The sequence below is a fragment of the Nocardioides secundeburneus genome (genome assembly GCF_039939255.1).
GTDB lineage: Bacteria > Actinomycetota > Actinomycetes > Propionibacteriales > Nocardioidaceae > Nocardioides.
Window position 1 is genome coordinate 124,338 of the sequence record NZ_JBDUUE010000003.1, and the last position, 16,465, is coordinate 140,802.

General features: G+C 72.5%; 11 protein-coding genes. 6 read left to right on the top strand and 5 right to left on the bottom strand.

Features of this window, described 5'->3' with window-relative positions:
* Positions 1-17 precede the first annotated feature (17 nt).
* Complete coding sequence (locus ABFT23_RS08715) at positions 18-3,602, bottom strand: M36 family metallopeptidase (protein ID WP_347894257.1); 3,585 nt, start codon at positions 3,600-3,602, stop codon at positions 18-20.
* A gap of 125 nt (positions 3,603-3,727) precedes the next feature.
* Here ABFT23_RS08715 and glgP point away from each other — a divergent pair, with 125 nt between their 5' ends.
* The gene (glgP, locus tag ABFT23_RS08720) at positions 3,728-6,325 is read left to right on the top strand and encodes an alpha-glucan family phosphorylase (RefSeq protein ID WP_347894259.1); all 2,598 of its coding nucleotides are present in this window, start codon (positions 3,728-3,730) and stop codon (positions 6,323-6,325) included.
* Positions 6,326-6,799: 474 nt separating this feature from the next.
* Here the strand turns inward: glgP and ABFT23_RS08725 are convergent, their stop codons facing one another.
* From ABFT23_RS08725 to glgX, 4 genes are all read right to left on the bottom strand, one after another.
* Positions 6,800-7,624 (bottom strand): peptidoglycan recognition protein family protein, encoded by an 825-nt coding sequence (locus ABFT23_RS08725; protein ID WP_347894261.1) that lies wholly within the window; start codon positions 7,622-7,624, stop codon positions 6,800-6,802.
* Positions 7,602-7,790 carry a hypothetical protein gene (locus ABFT23_RS08730; protein ID WP_347894263.1) on the bottom strand — a complete coding sequence of 63 codons (189 nt, stop codon included), beginning with the start codon at positions 7,788-7,790 and terminating at the stop codon, positions 7,602-7,604. Before ABFT23_RS08730 ends, ABFT23_RS08725 begins: the two co-directional genes overlap by 23 nt.
* A 75-nt stretch (positions 7,791-7,865) precedes the next feature.
* Positions 7,866-9,440, bottom strand: coding sequence for an alkaline phosphatase D family protein (locus ABFT23_RS08735; RefSeq protein ID WP_347894265.1), 1,575 nt, complete (start codon positions 9,438-9,440; stop codon positions 7,866-7,868).
* A 76-nt stretch (positions 9,441-9,516) separates the two neighbouring features.
* A complete protein-coding gene (glgX, locus tag ABFT23_RS08740; protein ID WP_347894267.1) occupies positions 9,517-11,679 on the bottom strand; it encodes a glycogen debranching protein GlgX in 2,163 nt (720 codons plus the stop codon).
* Between the two features lie 46 nt (positions 11,680-11,725).
* Here glgX and ABFT23_RS08745 point away from each other — a divergent pair, with 46 nt between their 5' ends.
* The 5 genes from ABFT23_RS08745 to ABFT23_RS08765 all read left to right on the top strand — a co-directional run bounded on the left by ABFT23_RS08745 (position 11,726) and on the right by ABFT23_RS08765 (position 16,464).
* A complete protein-coding gene (locus ABFT23_RS08745; protein WP_347894269.1) occupies positions 11,726-12,505 on the top strand; it encodes an enoyl-CoA hydratase/isomerase family protein in 780 nt (259 codons plus the stop codon).
* A gap of 4 nt (positions 12,506-12,509) precedes the next feature.
* On the top strand, positions 12,510-13,076 hold the full coding sequence (locus ABFT23_RS08750) for a hypothetical protein (RefSeq protein ID WP_347894270.1): 567 nt from the start codon (positions 12,510-12,512) through the stop codon (positions 13,074-13,076).
* Positions 13,077-13,361: 285 nt separating this feature from the next.
* Complete coding sequence (locus tag ABFT23_RS08755) at positions 13,362-14,138, top strand: electron transfer flavoprotein subunit beta/FixA family protein (RefSeq protein ID WP_457623182.1); 777 nt, start codon at positions 13,362-13,364, stop codon at positions 14,136-14,138.
* A gap of 34 nt (positions 14,139-14,172) precedes the next feature.
* Entirely contained in the window at positions 14,173-15,123 is a 951-nt protein-coding gene (locus tag ABFT23_RS08760; protein WP_347894274.1) for an electron transfer flavoprotein subunit alpha/FixB family protein, read from the top strand.
* 93 nt (positions 15,124-15,216) lie between these two features.
* Entirely contained in the window at positions 15,217-16,464 is a 1,248-nt protein-coding gene (locus tag ABFT23_RS08765; RefSeq protein ID WP_347894276.1) for a glutamate-5-semialdehyde dehydrogenase, read from the top strand.
* The last annotated feature ends 1 nt before the right edge of the window (position 16,465 follow it).

A 16,465-nucleotide genomic window follows, 5' to 3' on the forward strand; every position in this document is an offset into this window, starting at 1 on the left:
CCCGACCAGCGAGGGCGTCAGCGACGCGAGCGCTCCGGGTGGTCGATGCCGTACGACGACCGCCAGCTCGCGAACGTGGTCGAGAAGGCCTGGAGCTCGGCGACGTGGGCGATGGTGCCGCGGTCGGATCCGGCCCTGCAGTCGGTCGTGTTGAACGGGTCGTCGTCCTGGTCGCCGGCGTAGCCGGAGAAGCCGGTGCACTGGTTCTCCAAGACGACGAGACGCAGCGCGCTCGCCCGGGTGGGCTTGATCCGGAAGGCCCGCATGTTGAGGTTGGGCGCGACGGGGCGCGGCCGGTCGGCCGGGAACGCGTCGGCCGGCGAGGTGTAGACCCGCCTCCACCGCGCGTTCCGGGTCTCGCAGGCCCTGACGCAGGCGTCGACCCCGAAACGACGCAGGGCGGTGAAGCGCGACCCGGCGTCCTCGTCGCCGGCGTAGGCCGGCCGCAGGTAGGCGCTGACGCCCACGGTGCGGATCGTGACCGGCTTGCGACCGGCGAGGTCGATCGCGACGGACGGCTTGGAGACGTCGACGTCCTGCGCGGTCGCCACGCCCCACCCGAGGTTCTCCGAGCCGTCGATCAGCTGAGCCGGCCTGCGCGACCCGGTGGTGGCGGCGATCACCGTGGCGCCCGAGAGGCCCGCGGCCCAGTTCTTCGACGTCCTCACCCGCACCACCTGGGTGCGCGAGGCGCGGGCCTTCCTGCTCGACCCGGCCTTCGGGCGCTTCACGGTCATCGAGAACCGCATGAAGCCGTGCTGCGAGCCGGTGAGCAGCATGTCGTAGCGACCGGGGGTGAAGTAGGCGAAGTCCTTGAGCGGCGTCCGGCGCGAGGTGTCGGCCACGCTCCGCGAGCGGGCCTGGTAGTCGCCGACGAAGACGATGCCGGTCGAGGTGCTCCGGAAGACCACCTTGACGTTCCGCTCGGCGCCGCCGACGGAGGCGAAGCTCGGCTTCGGGTCGGTGTCCTCGCCGTCCTTGGTCGTCGCGCCGACGCCCATGCCGCGGCGGGCGAAGGCGTCCCAGAGCAGCTGGCGGTTCGCGCCGCCGAAGCGCATCCGGTCGGCGGCGATCATCGCGTCGCGCGCGTCGAGCATCGACGTGGCACCCTGCTGGAGCAGGAACGAGTCGAACAGCAGCTGCACCCACCGGCGGTTGCCGGGGCACTGCTCGGGCCGCAGCGGGCTGCTGGTCGAGGTGGCCTGGGCGCACCGCAGCTGCAGCGCCCTGTTGCGGTAGGGGAACCGCTTGTCGTACTTCTTCACCAGCGCCTGGCGGACCTCCCACTGGGTGCCGTTCCAGATCTCGCCGTCGGCGTGCACCTCGGGGCCCGTGGTGTCGAAGCCGTAGTTGGAGTAGTTGAGCGGATTCTTGTCGATCGCGAAGTCGCGGATGGCGACGGTCTTGTTGCCGGTGGCGTAGGCCCCGACGGCCCAGACGTTGCCGCCGTTGGAGTAGCCGTGGCTGAACTGGAACTCGGCCGCGACCTGGTCGCTCCAGGACTCGCCCATCGCGCCGCCCTGCTCGGAGGTCAGGCCCTCGTCGGGCCCGCCGACCATGCGGTTGCTGATCGCGTGCGTGTACTCGTGGCCGACGATGCCCATGTCGAGGCCGCCGTCGGTGCAGGGGGAGTAGAAGGCGCCGGCGATGGGCTGGAAGAGGTACTGGTTGGTGATGCCGGGCACGCCGTCCTGGAGCGCGATCTGGTTGGCGTTGTCGCGCCCCATCCCGGTCTGCAGGCCACCGAGCGCGCCGGCCTGCACGTTGCCGATCTCGGCGTCGTTGCCCAGCCCGCCGCGACCTCCGTTGGACAGCTGCAGGTTGTAGTTCTGCTCGGTGAAGCCCAGGTAGTAGGAGTAGTCGTGCATGCGGTTGTGGGTGACGAACAGGTTGGCGACGGAGAAGTTGATGTCGTTGCCACCGGGCACCAGCTGGGCCGGGTTGCAACGCGAGTTGTTCCACGCGTCGGTGAAGGGCAGCCGGTAGTCGCCGCCGAGGGCGACCGGGGCCTGGGCGAAGCCGCCCGGCGTGAGCGGGCTGATCCACGCCTCGCGGGTGGCGGCGTTGTTGCCGGCCGTGGTGGTGGACGACGTGCCCGTCTGCGGCAGCACGTCCCACGGGCCGAACGCGGCGAGGTTCTTGAACGAGCCGCTGGGCAGGGTGCAGCCGCTGACCCGCGTCCAGCAGCCGACGACGGCGTTGCGCGGGGTCTGCCGGGCGGAGTCGAGCGTCGGGTTGGCGGCGAAGAACCGGTAGCGCGGGTTGTACGACGCCGCTGTGCCGCCGGCGCCCGTGCCGGTGTTGCTCGTCGTCGCGGTGGCGACGTAGTTGTACGGCGGCAGCGGCGGGACGTCGGCGCCCTCGAACGGGCAGACATCGAACGCCCAGACGCCGGCGCGGATGGGCCCGCTGGGTGCGTAGGCGAGCACCTCGGGGCTGGTGGCGAGGTCCTGCGAGGCGACGACCACACCGGACGGGTCGTAGAGGTTGACGGTGATGTCGGTGAGCGTGTTGGCCATCGCGGCGACCACGGTGATCGACCGCGTGGCGCTGTCGGTGACCGCGAACCGGTGCTTCGGCCCGCAGGCGGTCGCCGTGATGGCCCCGGTGAAGGGCGCGGTGGCGTTGCTGCGCGGCAGGCTCGGGACGACGCCCGTAGGCACGTCGCTGTGGTTGAGCACCACGTTGCGGCGGGACAGGACCGAGCCGTCGACGGCGTCGACGAGCACGGTGTAGGCGCTCGAGGCGCCGCCCGCCACGTCGACGACGTTGACCTCCAGCACCGGCCGGACCGACCCGTCGGCGTCGGCGAGGGCACGCAGGCGCACCTGCTGCTCCTGCACGACACCGGGGACGGCGATCCGGGTCCAGCCGTCGCGGAGGAGGCTGGTCACCCGACCGAGGTCGGCGGGCAGGTCCAGGCCGACGTTCCGCGCGGCCCGCAGCCAGCCCTCGACGGGGCTCAGGCGCGCCCGCGGGGGCTGCTGGGTGGTCCTGGTGATCGACGACGACGCGTAGACGATGCTGCCGTCGGCGACGCCGACGGTGACCGCGCTACCGAGGGCCGGCAGCAGCGCGCCGAACCGCTGGCGGAAGAAGACCGCGTGCGCGTTCGAGGAGGCGAGCCGTTGGTCGATGGCCTGCAGGCCGGCGACCTGGGCCTTGCTGATGCCGAAGACGGCGTTGTTGGCGCTCAGCCACGCCCGGGCCGCGGCCACGGGGTCGCCCGACGTGGCCCGGGCGAGGACGCCGTCGTCCGGCAGGATCGAGGCGGGCGTGCCGAACGCGTTCCAGCGCAGGTCGACGGCGCCGAGACGGGCGGCGGCACGCTTCTGGGCCAGGCTCGGGAGCGCGGTGCCCCGGGTGTCGACGTCGTCGAGGCCCGGCACCTCGTCGCCGATGCCGCGGAAGGTGGTCGACAGGTCGGGCACCTTGCCCACGGCAGGAGCAGCGGGCTGGGTGGGCTGGGTGTACCGGTCGAGCTCGTCGTGGGCCTGTGCCGGCTGCGGGGCGAGGCCGTGGACCACGGCGGCGGTCAGCGCGGCGAGGATCGCGACCGAGAGGCGGCCACGACGCGACGGGCCCGACGGGTATGAGGTCATGACGACTCAACGGCGCACGTCGCGCAGCGTTATGGGCCACGACGGACGAACCTGAGCCGGGGTCAGGTTGAGCCCGATCTGCCGAATTCTTGGATCGATCCAAGAATCGGCGCTAGCGTCGTCGGGTGCGCGCGATCCGACGATTCACCGTCCGTCCTGTCCTGCCCGAGGCGCTGGCGCCGCTCGGCGAGCTCGCCGGCAACCTGCGCTGGTCGTGGCACCCCGAGACCCAGGACGTCTTCGCCGAGGTCGACCCCGACCTGTGGGAGTCCACCGACCGCGACCCGGTCCGCCTCCTGGGGGCCGTGGGCCGCGAGCGATTCGACGAGCTGGCCGCCGACGAGGGCTTCCTCGACCGGCTCCGCGCCGCCCGCGCCGACCTCGAGCACTACCTGACCGACGACCGCTGGTACCAGCGCAAGCTGGCCGGCGACGCCACCACCCCCGCCGGCCCCCGAGCGATCGCCTACTTCTCCCCGGAGTTCGGCATCACCGCCGTCCTGCCGCAGTACTCGGGCGGCCTCGGCATCCTCGCCGGCGACCACCTCAAGGCCGCGAGCGACCTCGGCGTCCCGATCGTCGGCGTCGGGCTGCTCTACAAGCACGGCTACTTCAAGCAGTCGCTCTCCCGCGAGGGCTGGCAGCAGGAGACCTATCCCGTGCTCGACCCCGACGAACTGCCGATCTCGCTGCTGCGTGAGCCCGACGGCTCGCGGGCCACGATCTCGATCCAGATGCCCGACGGTCCCGAGCTGGTCGCCCGCATCTGGGTCGCCAGCGTGGGCCGCGTGCCGCTGCTGATGCTCGACACCGACGTCGAGGGCAACCCCGAGCACTACGTCGACGTCACCGACCGGCTCTACGGCGGCACCTCCGAGCACCGCCTCCGTCAGGAGCTCCTGCTCGGCGTCGGCGGCGTCCGGGCGCTGCGCGTCTACTCGCGCATCACCGGCGCCCCCGAGCCCGAGGTCTTCCACACCAACGAGGGCCACGCCGGCTTCCTCGGCATCGAGCGCATCCGCGAGCTCACCGTCGCCGACGACGGCCCGGCGCTCGACTTCGACACCGCGCTCGAGGTCGGCCGCGCCTCCACGGTCTTCACCACGCACACCCCGGTGCCGGCCGGCATCGACCGCTTCCCGCGCTCGCTCGTCGCGCAGTACCTCAACGACGACGGCGGCGCCACGCCCGGCGTCCCGACCGAGCGCATCCTCGCCCTCGGCACCGAGGACTACGCCGGCGGCGACGGCGGAGTGTTCAACATGGCCGTGATGGGCTTCCGGCTCGCCCAGCGCGCCAACGGCGTCTCGCAGCTGCACGGCCACGTCAGCCGCGGCATGTTCCAGGGCCTGTGGCCGGCCTTCGACGAGGCCGAGGTGCCGATCGGCTCGATCACCAACGGCGTCCACGCACCCACCTGGGTCGCCCGCGAGGTGTTCGCGCTCGCCACCGCCCACGGGGCCGACGGCGACGGCGACGAGACCGACGGCTTCTGGTCGGCCGTCGACAAGGTGCCCGGCACCGAGATCTGGTCGGTCAAGCGCCAGCTGCGCCAGCGCCTCGTCGACGACGCCCGCAAGCGCCTGGCCAAGTCGTGGGAGAAGCGCGGCGCTGCCCCGGCCGAGCTCAAGTGGGTCGGCGAGGCCCTCGACCCCGACGTGCTCACCATCGGCTTCGCGCGCCGCGCGGCCTCCTACAAGCGGCTGACGCTGATGATGCGCGAGCCCGAGCGGCTCAAGGCGCTGCTCACGCACCCCGAGCGGCCCGTGCAGCTCGTCATCGCCGGCAAGGCCCACCCGGCCGACGACGGCGGCAAGAAGCTCATCCAGGACATCGTGCGGCTCTCCGACGACCCCGAGGTCCGCCACCGCATCGTCTTCCTGCCCAACTACGACATCGCCATGGCCAAGCCGCTCTACCCCGGCTGCGACGTCTGGCTGAACAACCCGCTGCGGCCCTACGAGGCGTGCGGCACCTCCGGCATGAAGGCCGCGCTCAACGGCGGCCTCAACCTCTCGGTGCTCGACGGCTGGTGGGACGAGTGGTACGACGGCGACAACGGCTGGGCCATCCCCACCGCCGACGGCGTCGACGACATCGACAAGCGCGACGACCTCGAGGCCGCCGCGCTCTACGACCTCATCGAGAACGAGGTCGCTCCCCGCTTCTACGACGTCGACCACGACGGCGTGCCGACCCGCTGGGTCGAGATGCTGCGCCACACGTTGAAGTCGCTCGGCCCGAAGGTGCTGGCCACCCGCATGGTCCGCGACTACGTGCGCGAGCTCTACGCCCCGGCCTCGGTCAACGCCCGCGCGCTCAACTCCGACTACGCCGGAGCCCGCGAGCTCGCGCAGTGGAAGGCCCGCGTCAAGGGCGGCTGGCCCGACGTCAAGGTCGAGCACGTCGAGTCCAGCGGCGTCGGCGACGCCGTCGAGGTCGGCGCCGCACTCGTCGTCCGCGCCTTCGTCAGCCTCGGCGAGCTCACGCCCGACGACGTCGAGGTGCAGCTCGTGCACGGTCGCGCGCAGTCCGACGACACCCTCGTCGACACCCACGCCGTCGCGCTCACCCTCGCCGAGACCTACGAGGGCGGCCGCTTCCGCCTCGACGGCGAGGTCGCCCTCGACCGCAGCGGACCCTTCGGCTACACCGTCCGCGTCGTGCCCAGCAACGGGCTGCTGACGTCGTACGCCGAGCTGGGCGTCGTCGCGTCTGCTTGATGGCGCTGTGCTTGATGGCGCTCGCTTCGCTTCGCGCTTGGCGCGCTGGTTGACGGCGCTCGCTTCGCTTCGCGCGTGGCGCGCCGCCTGGAGAGGCCGTCTCGGCACACGCCGAGCGCACGCTTTGCTCGTCCCTCGCTCCGCGCACCCTCGACGCGCACCGAGACGCCCTCGCGGCGCGCCTGTGCCTGACGGCGCTCGCTCCGCTTCGCGCGGGGCGCGCCGCCTGAAGAGGCCGTCTCGGCACACGCCGAGCGCACGCTCCGCTCGTCCCTCGCTCCGCGCACCCTCGACGCGCACCGAGACGCCCTCGCGGCGCGCCGGGTCCGGCCTGCGGGTTCACGGCACCGTCGGGGTAGTCCCTGACGTCAATCAGCGTTGTCGACGCTGCATCGTTGATCTACGTCAGGGACTACCCCGGCGGTCTCACCCGGGCAGAGGGGTGTGGCGGCTCGATGTCGGGGTGCCCGTCGCTCAGCAGCTGCCGACCGGGAGCGAGGCCGGGCCCTGGATGAACACGTTGCTGATGTAGCCCGGGATGGGGCTGGAGATCTGCGACCAGAGGTTGTTGGTGTAGCCGTTGGCGGTCACCGTCTGGCCGGCGGTCTGGCAGAGCACGTAGACCGTGCCGGGCGCGCCGAGGTTGCCGACCGGCGCCTGCTGGGTGTTCGGGGCCGGGCGCACGTTGACGTCGGGCTCGTAGACCTGGAACGGCGTGCCCGCAGGCCCGGGCGGGGGAGTGCCGCCGAGCGCGGCGGCCACGTCGGCGCGCATGGCGTCGAGGTCGATGAACGACGGGTCGATCTTGCCGCTCGTGCTGGTCTCGCGGTGGCCACGGGCGTACGAGGCGTCCTTGCCCAGGCGACGCAACACGGCCGCGGTCGCCTTGACGGAGGCGTCGTACTGGGCCTGGGTCATCTGCTGCACCTGGCCGGCGCCGCCGTCGCCGGCGTAGTCGATCTCCCAGCCGACGAGCATCGTGTTGCCCGAGCCGGCCGGGATCGGACCGCTCGCGCGCGCCGTCCCGGCGTGGTTGGCGTGGTTGGCCGCGACGAGGTGGAAGACGCCGTGGTAGTCGACGAGCGCGTGGCACAGCGGTCCCGGCAGGTCGGAGCGACCGTTGATCACCACGTTCAGCGCCGGCGCCGGGTTGCTCGCGCTGCTGGGGGCGGCGGTGTGGTGCCACAGCACGCCGATCGGGTCGAACGTGCCCCCGGCCGTGCGGGTCAGCCAACCGGGTTCCTCGACCACCTGCACGCCCTCGGCGCGCAGCACGTCACCGAGCCACGAGATCTGCATGGGTCACCGCCCCGCTCTCGATCAGGTCGGCCAGGCACTCCGGCGCCGCGGCGCGGGCCGGGGCGGGGGCGGGCTGGACGGCGCGGGCGCTCGGCGGCCGGGAGGTGGCCGCGGCCGCGACGGGCACGCTGATCACGCCGAGCAGCAGGAGGCGCCGCGAGGGCAAGGGGGGACGAGGAGGAAGCATGCGATCCAGACCACCACGTGGTCCGTGCGTGGCGCGTCGGGGAGAACCCTTGCGTCAGACCCGGACGGCGCCCGGCGTGCCGTCGCGCACCTCGAAGGAGGCGAAGCGGTACTGCTCGGCGTCCGGGCGGGTGACGGTGCGGACCATCTGCAGATCGGCGCGCAAGCGGTGCCGGTCGACGGTGACCCGCAGGTGTCCGCGGCGGTCGCCGTCGAAGAACCTGATGTGCGGGTTGTGGCGGATCATCGGGCCGTAGTAGGGGCCGTACGGGGTCCGGTCGCCATTCGACGAGACAGATGTTCCGACAAACTCGGTGGCCACGACGGGACTGTTCGGCCGGTCGAAGTCGGCGTGGATGTCGTTGACGAAGGAGGAGTGCCAGTCGCCGGTGATCACGACGGGGTTGCGGGTGCCGGCGCGGCGCCAGGCGCCGATCAGCCGCTGACGGGCCTCGGGGAACCCGTCCCACGCGTCGTGCCACAGGACGTCGCCGTCCGGACCGTCGTGGTCGAGCCGGGCGAGCATGACGTTGCTGGCCAGGATGTCCCACTGCGCGCGCGAGCGGGCCAGCCCGCGGTAGAGCCAGCTCTCCTGCTCGCGGCCGAGCATCGTGACGTCGGGGGCGTACGCGGCGTCGCAGGCGTCGGCCTCGCCCCACCCGCACGGCGGCACGCTGCGGTGCTGCCGACCGTCGACGAGGTCGAGCTGGGCGAGCCGTCCCCAGCGGAGCCGGCGGTAGATGCGGGCGTTGCCGTCGACGGTGGGCCGCGCGGAGATGCTCACCGGCTGGTGCTCGTACCAGGCCTGGTAGGCCGCGGCGCGCAGGGCGCCGATGTCGTCGTCGGTGTACTGCGAGCTGGTGCCGGCGTAGTCGTTGACGACCTCGTGGTCGTCCCAGGTGACCAGCCAGGGCACGCGGGCGTGGAGGCGCTGCAGGTCGGGGTCGGACTTGTAGAGCGTGTAGCGCAGCCGCCAGCCCGCGGTGGTCTCGGGGGCGCTGCGGTAGACCTCGGGAACGGCGACCGCCCGCTCGCGCCCGGTGGCGCCGAGGCCGCCCTCGTAGACGTAGTCGCCGAGGAAGACCATGACGTCGAGGTCGTCGTCGGCGAGGTGGCGGTACGACGGGTAGTAGCCGTCGGTCCAGCTCTGGCGCGAGGCGAACGCGGCGTCGAGCCGCCCCACCCGGGCGTCGGCCCGGGGCGCCGTCCGGGTGCGGCCGGTCTCGGAGAGGTGGCCGGCCCAGCGGAATCGGTAGAACCACTCGCGGTCGGGGGCGAGGCCGTCGACCTCGACGTGCACCGAGTGCGCCAGCTCGGGCAGCGCCCGCGCCGAGCCCGATCGCACCACGCGGCGGAAGTGACGGTCCGCGGCCACCTGCCACTGGACGGCGCTCGGTCGCGCCGGCATGCCGCCGTCGGGACAGAGGGGCTCGGGCACGAGCCGGGTCCACAGCAGGACGCCGTGGGCACGCGGCTCGCCGCTGGCGATGCCCAGGGTGAACGGGTTGCCGCGCGGTCGGCCGGGTCCGGCCATCGCGTGGTCGAGCGGGTGCAGGCCGACGGCGGCGAGACCCGCCACGGTGCCGACCGAGCGCAGGAAGGTACGACGTCCGGCGTCCGAGGGTGCCATGACCCGGACCCTAGGAAGAGCGGCCCGCGCGCCGACAGGGGCGCGCACCGGGCTTCGCCCAGTGTTCGCGCTGCGTTCAGCCGACCTCGCGCAGCACGACCACGCTCGGCCCGGACAGCGCGAGCGTGTCGCCGGCTGCCACCGACGTGCCGATGGGCACCGCGGGGTCGGTCGAGAGCACGACCTCGCCGGCCCGCGCCCACGGGGTGTCGGGCAGCACCAGGTCGACCGGGCCGGTGCCGGCGTGGAACCAGAGCACGAACGAGCGGTCGGACTGCTGCTCGCCGCGCGGGCTCGGGGAGCGCAGGGGGGAGCCGAGCACGAACATCCCGAGCGTGCGCAGGGCATCGTCGTGCCAGTCGGCCGTGGTCATCTCACGACCGGCCGGGTGCAGCCAGGCGAGGTCCTTCGGCCCGCCCACGATCGTGGGGCGGCCCTCGAACCAGTGGCGCTGACGCAGTGCCGGGTGCTCGCGGCGCAGCCGCAGCGCGGCCTTGGTGACCTCGTAGACGTCGAGCCAGGCGTCGTCGGCCGACCAGTCGACCCAGGAGATCTCGTTGTCCTGGCAGTAGGCGTTGTTGTTGCCACGCTGCGTGCGGCCACGCTCGTCGCCGGCGGTGATCATCGGGACGCCGTTGGCGAGGCAGAGCGTGGCCATCAGGTTGGCCGCCGTCCGGCGCCGGGCGGCCACGACCTCCGCGTCGTCGGTCTCGCCCTCGACGCCGTGGTTGTGCGAGCGGTTGCCGTCGGTGCCGTCGCGGTTGTCCTCGCCGTTGGCCTCGTTGTGCTTGGTGTCGTAGCTGACGACGTCGCGCACGGTGAACCCGTCGTGGGCGGTGACGAAGTTGACCGAGGCGTAGGGCGAGCGCCCGTCGTCGGCGTAGAGGTCGGAGGAGCCCGCGAGCCGGGTGGCGACGTCGCGGATGCCGGCCCGGCCGTGCCAGAAGTCGCGGACGGTGTCGCGGAACTGGTCGTTCCACTCGACCCACGGCGGCGGGCAGTTGCCCACGTTGTAGCCCGTCATCGTCGCGTCCCAGGGCTCGGCGATGAGCTTGACCCCCCGCAGCACCGGGTCCTGACCGACGGCGGTCATGAAGCGCGAGCGCATGTCGATCTCGCGGTCGGTGCGGGCCAGCGCCGAGAGCAGGTCGAAGCGGAAGCCGTCGACGTGCATCTCCTCGGCCCAGTAGCGCAGCGAGTCGAGCACGAGGCGCAGGGCGAACGGGTCGTCGGTGTCGACGGTGTTGCCGCAGCCGGTGGCGTCCCAGTAGGGGTCGTCGCCGTCGGCGGGGCCGTCGACCGGCCACGTCGCCGGGCGGCGGTAGAAGGCGGCGTCGTCGAGCCCGCGGAAGCTGAGCGACGGTCCGTCAGGTCCGGCCTCGGCGGTGTGGTTGTAGACGACGTCGAGGTAGACCTCGATGCCGGCGTCGTGGAACGCCCTGACCATCTGCTTGAACTCGGTGACCTGCTCGCCGCGGTCGCCGGACGCCGCATAGGCCCCGTGCGGGGCGAGGAAGCCGATCGTGTTGTAGCCCCAGTAGTTGACCAGTCCCCGGGCCGACACGGCCGGTTCGGAGGCGAACTGCTGCACGGGCAGCAGCTCGACCGCCGTGACGCCGAGGTCGCGCAGGTAGTCGGTGACCGCGGGTGTGCCGAGCCCGGCGTAGGTGCCGCGCAGGTGCTCGGGGACCCGGTCGTGCAGCGCGGTCAGGCCCTTGACGTGCAGCTCGTAGATGACGGTGTCGCGCCACCGCTGCCGCTTCGGGCGCTCGCCGCCCCACGCGAAGTCGTCGGGTGCGACGACGACGGCGAGCGGCACGTGGCCGGCGGAGTCGAGCTCGCTGCGGGTCGTGGGGTCGTCGACGTCGTGGGCGTAGACCGACTCGTCGGGCGCCAGGCCGCCGCTGACCGCGCGGGCGTAGGGGTCGAGCAGCAGCTTCGCCGGGTTGAACCGCAGCCCCTGGGCGGGCCGCCACGGGCCGTCGACCCGGAACCCGTAGCGCGTGCCGGGGACGACGCCGGGCAGGGCACCGTGCCAGGTGCCGAGGGTGCGCTCGGTCAGCTCGTGCCGCGTCTCGACTCCGGCGTCGTCGAAGGTGCAGACCCACGCGCGCGTGGCGCGGGGCGCGTGGACGGCGAAGTTCGTCGACTCCTCCGACCAGGTCGCGCCGAGGGGTTCGAGACGCCCCGGCCACACGGCCGCGCGCTCACCGAGCTGATGCCAGACGCCGGGGGACACCCCCGTGATGATATTCAGGTGGCCACACCGACTAGGAGGGTGGCTCATGGGTGAGTTCGTGCGGCTCGAGGTAGCGGGCGGGGTCGGCACCATCCGGCTCGACCGGCCGAGGATGAACGCGATCAGCGTGCAGGTGCAGGGCGAGCTGCGCGAGGTCGCGGCCGAGGCCGCCGAGCGCGACGACGTCCGCGCCGTCGTCGTCTACGGCGGCGAGCGGGTCTTCGCGGCCGGCAACGACGTCAAGGAGATGGCCGACCTCTCCTACCCCGAGATGGTCAAGCTCTCGGCCTCGGTCAGCTCGGCGACGACGGCGATCGCGCGCATCCCCAAGCCGGTCGTGGCCGCCATCACCGGCTACGCGCTGGGCGGCGGGTGCGAGCTGGCCCTGGCCGCCGACTACCGCATCGCCGCCGACGACGCCACGCTCGGCCAGCCCGAGGTGCTGCTCGGCATCATCCCCGGAGCCGGCGGCACGCAGCGACTCGCGCGCCTGGTCGGCCCGAGCCGGGCGAAGGACATCATCTTCACCGGTCGCTTCGTCAAGGCCGACGAGGCGCTCGCCATCGGCCTGGTCGACCGCCTGGTGCCGGCCGCCGAGGTGCACGACGCCGCCCTCGCCTGGGCCGGCCAGTTCAGCCACGCCGCCGCCTACGCCGTGCGGGCCGCCAAGGAGAGCATCGACCGTGGTCTCGAGGTCGACCTCGAGACCGGTCTGGAGATCGAGCGCGCGCAGTTCGCGGCCACCTTCGCCACCGACGACCGCGACATCGGCATGAGATCTTTCGTCGAGAAGGGTCCCGGCCAGGCCCAGTTCAAGGGACATTGATCACATGAGTGCTCCCTCTGACCAGCCCGACCCCTCGCCGGCCGCCCTGAAGAAGGCGACGACGCCGGCCCCCGCAGCGACGCCGAAGACGTCCAAGGCCACGAAGACCACGACACCCAGGACCACGGCGACCCCGACCGCCGCCACCGGCACGGCGGAGCCGGCTGCCCCGGCCGAGCCGGCGCGGCGCCGTCCGTGGCAGCGCGGCCCGGGTGGCTCCTCGGGCGGCGGCCCCGGCGCGGTCGAGGCCGGGATCGCCACGTTCCGCACCATCCTCGCCCAGGTCGTGTGGGGCGTCTGCGCCCTGTTCGCACTGATCCTGGCCGTCGCGGCCCTGCTGATCGCGATCGACGCCAACACCTCCAACGACCTCGTCGACTGGGTGCTGGCCCGCGCCGACAACGTCGACCTGGGCTTCTTCGACCTCGCCAACCCGATCAAGGACTGGGACGAGGCCGAGACCGACCCGAGCCAGGACGTGAAGACGGCGCTGTTCAACTACGGCATCGCGGCCATCGTGTGGCTGATCCTCGGGCGCGTGCTCGACCGGATCATCCGGCCCGGCAAGTAGTCCGACACGCCCGGTCGCCCGTAGGCCGCAGGCGTTCTCGACCGGCCCGACCGCCGCGTGCTCGGCGGTCGGGCTGCTTGCGTCCTGCTTTGGATCGATCCAGAGCGTGATGTCGCCCACGTCACGCCCGTCGAGCGGCCGGACGGGTGGACGTCGGCCTGTGACGCGGCGGTAACCTGCGAGCAACTGGCTTCTACCGGGTCGGGTCGTCCCATCGGCCCGGGCCCGCCGAGTGCATCAGGAGGCGGCCCCCAGGGCCACACCACCATGAACATTGTCGTCTGTGTGAAGTACGTCCCCGACGCCACCGCCGACCGGCGGTTCGAGTCGGACAACACCGTGGACCGCGTCGGCGTCGACGGGCTGCTCTCCGAGCTCGACGAGTACGCCGTCGAGCAGGCCCTGCAGCTGAAGGAGAAGTCCGAGAACCCCGAGGACGTCACGGTCACCGCGCTGACCATCGGCCCGGAGAAGGCGGTCGACGCCGTCCGCAAGGCGCTGCAGATGGGCGCCGACCAGGGCGTCCACGTGACCGACGAGGCCATCGCGGGCTCCGACTACATCGCCACCTCGCTCGTGCTGGCCAAGGCCATCGAGAAGGTCGGCGTCCCCGACCTGGTGATCTGCGGCATGGCCTCGACCGACGCGTCCGGCTCCGTCGTCCCGGCGATGCTCGCCGAGCGGCTCGACCTGCCCCAGGTCACCTTCGCCTCGGTCATCGAGAGCCAGGGCGACCAGGTGCGCATCAAGCGCGACGGTGACACCGCCACCGAGGTCATCGGCGCGACGATGCCGCTCGTGCTCTCGGTCACCGACCAGACCGGTGAGGCCCGCTACCCGTCGTTCAAGGGCATCATGGCGGCGAAGAAGAAGCCGCTCGAGACCCTGTCGCTGAGCGACATCGGCGTCGACGCCGGCGAGGTCGGCCTGTCGGTCGCCTGGAGCACCGTCGACGAGGCGACCGAGCGTCCGCCGCGCACCGCCGGCGAGATCGTCAAGGACGAGGACGGCTCGGGCTCCACGGCCCTGACCGAGTTCCTCGTGTCCAAGAAGTTCATCTGAGCGCGGCTGCTGAGATCTAGAGAGGTACTGAGACATGTCTGAAGTCCTGGTGGTCGTCGACCACGTCGACGGCGCGATCCGCAAGCCCACGCTCGAGCTGCTCACCCTCGCCCGCAAGCTGGGCGAGCCCTCGGCCGTCTTCTTCGGCAGCCCCGAGGCGGGCACGGCCGCGGCCGAGAAGCTGGGCAAGCACGGCGCCGAGAAGGTCTACGTCGTCGACGACGCCGAGATCAAGGGCTACCTCGTGGCCCCCAAGGCCGAGGCCCTGCAGCAGCTGGTCGAGAAGACGTCGCCGGCCGGCGTGCTCTTCGTCTCCGGCTACGAGGGCAAGGAGGTCGCCGCCCGCCTCGCGATCAAGATCGGCGCCGGCCTCATCACCGACGCCGTCGACATCGAGGACGGCGGCGTCACCACGCAGTCGGTCTTCGCCGGCAACTACACCGTCAAGGCCAAGGTCACGACCGGCGTCCCGCTGATCACGGTCAAGCCCAACTCGGCCCCGGTCGAGGAGGTCGGCGCGGCCGGCACGGTCGAGCAGTTCGCCGCGACCATCTCCGAGTCCGCCAAGAAGGCGCAGATCGTGGCCGCCCAGCCGCGCAAGGCCTCCGGGCGCCCCGAGCTCACCGAGGCCGCGATCGTGGTCTCCGGTGGCCGCGGCACCGGTGGCGACTTCGCGCCGATCGAGGGTCTCGCCGACGCGCTCGGTGCCGCCGTCGGCGCCTCGCGCGCCGCCGTCGACTCCGGCTGGATGCCGCACAGCTTCCAGGTCGGCCAGACCGGCAAGGTCGTCTCGCCGCAGCTCTACGTCGCGAACGGCATCTCCGGTGCGATCCAGCACCGCGCCGGCATGCAGACCTCGAAGACGATCGTCGCGGTGAACAAGGACGAGGAGGCGCCGATCTTCGAGCTCGTCGACTTCGGCGTCGTCGGCGACCTGCACAAGGTGCTGCCCGCCGCGACCGAGCAGATCGAGGGTCGCAAGTAGCCCGCACGGAGCCCACGCGTCGTACGGCCCCGTCACCCGTCCCGGGTGGCGGGGCCGTCGTCGTCGCGGAGGGCGCCTCACTACCCTCACCCTGTGAGCACCTCCGACGTCCAGGCCCTCGCCGTCCGCGCCCGTGAGGCGTCCTACGACCTGGCGGTGGCGACCCGCGCGACCAAGGACGCCGCACTGCACGCGATGGCCGACGCGCTGCTCGTCCGGGCGCCCGAGCTGCTGGCGGCCAACGCCGACGACGTCGCCCGCGCCGAGGCCGACGGCACGCCGGCCAACGTCGTCGACCGTCTCCGGCTCACCGACGACCGGCTCGCGGGCATGACCCAGGGGCTGCGCGACGTCGCCGGCCTGCCCGACCCGGTCGGCGAGGTCGTGCGGGGGAGCACGCTCGCCAACGGTCTCGAGCTGCGCCAGGTGCGGGTGCCGTTCGGCGTCGTCGGGATGATCTACGAGGCGCGGCCCAACGTGACCGCCGACGCCGCCGGCATCTGCCTGAAGTCGGGCAACGCCGTGCTGCTGCGCGGCTCGTCGAGCGCGTCGGCCTCGAACGCGGCGATCGTCGCGGTGCTCCGCGACGCCGTCACCGGGGCCGGGCTGCCGGCCGACGTCGTGCAGCTGGTGCCGGCCGACACCCGCGACACCGTGAAGGCGCTCATGCGCGCCCGCGGCCTCGTCGACGTCCTGATCCCGCGGGGCGGGGCCGGCCTCATCGCCTCCGTCGTCGAGGAGTCGACCGTGCCGGTGATCGAGACCGGCGTCGGCAACTGCCACGTCTACGTCGACGCCAGCGCCGACCCCGAGCAGGCCGTCGCGGTCGTGCTCAACGCCAAGACCCACCGCACGAGCGTGTGCAACAGCGCCGAGTCGCTGCTCGTGCACGCCGACCTCGTCGACACCCTGCTGCCGCGCCTGGTCACCGCCCTGCAGGACGCCGGCGTGACCGTGCACGGCGACGAGACCGTCGCCCGCCTCGACGGCGTCGAGCCGGCGACCGACGACGACTTCGGGCGCGAGTACCTCTCGCTCGACATCTCGGCCGCCGTCGTGGCCGACCTCGACGCCGCCGTCGCCCACATCCGCCGGTTCTCCAGCGGGCACACCGAGGCCATCCTGACCCGCGACCACGACGCCGCCCGCCGGTTCGTGGCCGCCGTCGACAGCGCCGCCGTGCTCGTCAACGCCAGCACCCGCTTCACCGACGGCGGCGAGTTCGGCTTCGGCGCCGAGATCGGCATCAGCACCCAGAAGCTGCACGCCCGGGGACCCATGGGCCTGCCCGAGATGACGTCGACGAAGTACGTCGTCACGGGGTCGGGACACGTTCGCTGAC

What these genes read in the sequence shown, in the direction of transcription:
- ABFT23_RS08745 (WP_347894269.1), top strand. Translation starts at nt 11,726, where the DNA reads ATGGGTGAGTTCGTGCGGCTCGAGGTAGCGGGCGGGGTCGGCACCATC.
- ABFT23_RS08725 (WP_347894261.1), bottom strand. Translation starts at nt 7,624, where the DNA reads ATGCAGATCTCGTGGCTCGGTGACGTGCTGCGCGCCGAGGGCGTGCAG.
- ABFT23_RS08750 (WP_347894270.1), top strand. Translation starts at nt 12,510, where the DNA reads ATGAGTGCTCCCTCTGACCAGCCCGACCCCTCGCCGGCCGCCCTGAAG.
- ABFT23_RS08735 (WP_347894265.1), bottom strand. Translation starts at nt 9,440, where the DNA reads ATGGCACCCTCGGACGCCGGACGTCGTACCTTCCTGCGCTCGGTCGGC.
- ABFT23_RS08760 (WP_347894274.1), top strand. Translation starts at nt 14,173, where the DNA reads ATGTCTGAAGTCCTGGTGGTCGTCGACCACGTCGACGGCGCGATCCGC.
- ABFT23_RS08715 (WP_347894257.1), bottom strand. Translation starts at nt 3,602, where the DNA reads ATGACCTCATACCCGTCGGGCCCGTCGCGTCGTGGCCGCCTCTCGGTC.